At 72.0% G+C, this 3,686-nt stretch carries 1 protein-coding gene; it reads left to right on the top strand.

What is annotated here, in order from left to right; all coding sequences use genetic code 11:
- The coding region (locus ACZ7OY_RS44545) for a type I polyketide synthase (RefSeq protein ID WP_472251215.1) at nucleotides 1–3,686 on the top strand (3,686 nt) is incomplete at both ends.

The following is a 3,686-nucleotide window of genomic DNA, read 5'->3' as shown; positions in this document are numbered from 1 at the left end:
ACCCCGATGCTGCGCCGCAACCGCGACGAACCCCATACCGCCGTCAAGGCCCTCGCCGCCCTCTGGGCCACCGGCGCGTCCGTCAACTGGCAAGCCCTCTACGAGAGTTCAGGCGCACGCACAGTCGACCTGCCCACCTACGCCTTCCAGCGTGAGCGCTACTGGCTCACCTCCGACGTCACCCACACCTGGCGCGACGGAAAGGCTGACCTGCCGTCCCCGGTCGAGCGCAGCTACCGCGTCGAGTGGCATGAGGTCGACGGCATGTCTCCTGTCGACCTACAGGGCACCTGGCTGCTGGCCATGCGCCCGGAGAGGGGAGACGGCTGGGCGGGCGTGGTGGAGGGTGCCTTGGGCGCTCGCGGTGCCGGCGTTCGCCACCTGGTTGTACCCGAGGGCGCCTTTGATCGAGACCAACTTGCAGCGAAAATCTCGGAGTTGGCTCAGTCCGAGTCCAAATCCGAGCCCCTGTCTGGAGTCCTGTCTCTCCTTGAAGCGCCCGACGACGTGCAGGACACCCTCACCCTGTGGCAGGCCCTCTCCGACGCGGGTGTTCAGGCCCGGTTCTGGTGTGTGACGCGCGGTGCCGTGCGGACCGGCCTCGACGACGGTGGTCCCGTCGGACCGGCCTGGCTCTGGGGTCTCGGCCGGATCGCCGCCGTGGAGGAACCGCAGCGTTGGGGCGGCCTGATCGACCTGTCGGGCGGTGACGATGCCGTGTCGGTGGAAGCCGCTGAGCGGCTCGTGGCTGTCCTCGGAGCCGTCGAACAGGGTGTGGGCGGCGAGGACGAGACGGCCGTACGCGGGTCGGCGGTCCTGGCCCGGCGTCTTGTACGCGTCCCCGCCCCGGCACAGCCGGAAGGTGGCGGCGCAGACCGGACGGATCCCTGGAAGCCGACCGGCACCGTACTGGTCACCGGCGGCACCGGCGCGCTCGGCAGCCGGGCGGCGCGCTGGGCTGCGGCCAACGGCGCCGAGCGGCTGGTGCTCCTGTCCCGCAGCGGCCTCGGCGCGCCCGGCGCTGCGGAACTGGCGGACTCGCTGACCGGTGACGGAGTCCCGACCACCGTCCTCTCCTGCGATGTGACCGACCGCGCGGCGCTCGCCCGGGTGGTCGGGGACCTCAAGGCAGCCACCGGCCTCGGTGCCGTCCTGCACCTGGCCGGCGCGGGCAACGCCGAGGGGCGGCACCTGCTCGAGGCAACCGCAGAGCAGCTACTGCCCGCGACTGCCCCCGGAATCCAGGGGGCGTCCCACCTGGACGAGCTGATCGACGACCCGGCGACGCAGTTCGTGCTGTACGGCTCCCTCGTCGAGGTCCTGGGGTCCCCCGGGCTGGGTGCGCAGGCGCTCTCGGGCATGTACGCGCAGGCGCTGGTCGAACGGCGCCGGGCGCGGGGACTCGCCGGTACCGTGATCGCCTGGGGTCCGTGGGCAACGGCGGCCACCAGCCCGCGCCATGGGCGGGGAATCGGGCTGCTCGATCCGGCAGCGGCGTTCGGCGTCCTGGCCCGGGCCGTGGCCGACACCGCCGAACCCGGGCTCGTCGTGGCCGACATCGACTGGGACGAGTTCCTTCCCGAGTTCACCGCGGTCCGGTACCGGCCGATTCTCGCCGCCCTGGCGGAGGCGCAGGGCCGGCGACCGGAGCGCGACGGTGCCTCGGACTGGCGGAAAGCCGTCGCCGAGCGGCCGGTCGCCGGCCGGTTCGCCTTCGTGCTGGATGCCGTACGCCGAGAGGTCGCCCAGGTCCTGGGATACGGCTCGACGGACGCGGTGGAGGACGAACGCGCCTTCAAGGACGTCGGATTCGACTCGCTCGCGGCTGTGGAGCTGCGCAACCGCCTGCGCACGGTCACCGGCGTCGACCTGCCGACCACGCTCGTCTTCGACTACCCCACCCCGCTCGCCCTCGCCACGTACCTCCTGGAACTGGGGGGCCACGAGAGCGCCGTCGACGGTTCCATCCGGGAGACACCGGCCGTCCCCGCCGACGAGCCGATCGCGATCGTCGGCATGGCCTGCCGCTACCCGGGCGGGGTCGACTCACCGGAGGAGTTGTGGCGGCTCGTCGTGGACGGCACCGACGCCGTCTCCGGGTTCCCCACCGACCGCGGCTGGGACATCGAGGACCTGTACGACACCGACCCCGACACGGCCGGAAGGAGCTACACGAAGCAAGGTGGCTTCCTGCCCGAACTGCCGCTTTTCGATGAGCAGTTCTTCGGTATCTCGCGTCGTGAGGCCCGCTCCCTGGACCCGCAGCAGCGGCTGCTGCTGGAGACCGCGTGGGAGGCGATCGAGCGGGCGGGCCTCGACCCGCACGCGCTGCGCGGCAGCCGTACCGGAGTCTTCGTCGGCTCCAACGGCCAGGACTATCCGGACCTGCTGACCGGCCGCCCGGAGGACTATGACGGCTACCTGATGACCGGAAACGCCGCCAGCGTCATGTCCGGCCGACTGTCCTACAGCTTCGGCCTGGAGGGCCCGGCCGTGACCGTCGACACGGCCTGCTCGTCATCGCTGGTCGCCCTGCACCTCGCGGCACAGGCACTGCGCTCCGGCGAGTGCTCTCTCGCGCTCGCGGGCGGCGTCGTCGCCATGACCACCCCGAACACGTTCGTCGAGTTCAGCAGGTTGCGCGCGCTGTCGCCCGACGGCCGGTGCAAGGCGTTCTCCGCCGACGCGGACGGCACCGGCTGGGCGGAGGGCGTCGGCCTCCTCGTTGTCGAGCGGGTCTCCGACGCGCGCCGCAACGGGCATCGCGTGCTGGCGGTGGTGCGTGGCAGCGCCGTGAACCAGGACGGTGCCTCCAACGGCCTGACCGCGCCGAACGGGCTCTCCCAGCAGCGCGTCATCCGCCAGGCCCTCGCCAACGCGGGGCTGCGTCCCGGCCAGGTGGACGCCGTCGAGGCACACGGCACGGGCACACCCCTGGGCGACCCGATCGAGGCGCAGGCGCTGCTGGCCACGTACGGCCGGGACCGGGATGACGAACGGCCGCTCTGGCTGGGCTCGTTGAAGTCCAACATCGGGCACACGCAGGCCGCCGCCGGAGTTGGCGGGGTCATCAAGATGGTGATGGCGCTGCGCCACGGAGTGCTGCCCAGGACCCTGCACGTGGAGGAGCCCACCCCGAAGGTCGACTGGTCGTCCGGGACCGTGCGACTGCTGAGCGACGACCGGCCATGGCCGAACGGCGAGGAGCCCCGCCGGGCCGGCGTCTCCTCATTCGGCGCCAGCGGCACCAACGCCCACCTCATCATCGAGGAGGCACCCCCCGAGGCACGTACGGACGCCGAGCCCCGTGAGGACGGGACCCCGCAGCCCTGGCTGCTCTCGGCTCACACCGAGGCGGCCCTCGCGGACCAGGCCCGCAAACTCCTGGCCCACCTCGACCGCGAACCCGGCCTCATTCCCGCCGACATCGGGTGGTCCCTCGCCACGACGCGTGCGGTCCTCGAACACAGGGCGGTCGTCGTGGGTGACACAACGGACGTCCTGCGCACCGGACTTGAGGCCCTGGCGGCTGGCCTGCCCGCCGCCAACCTCGTGACCGGCGCCGCCCACGCGCCTCGCAGTTCCACACATCGGCCGGTGTTCGTCTTTCCTGGTCAGGGTGGTCAGTGGGTGGGGATGGCGGTGGGGTTGTTGGAGTCGTCGCCGGTGTTCGCGTCTCGTTTCGC

Source organism: Streptomyces sp. NPDC107559 (assembly GCF_055657365.1).
The sequence above is the reverse complement of the archived record's forward strand: the minus strand, read 5'-3'. Positions and strand labels throughout refer to the sequence as shown.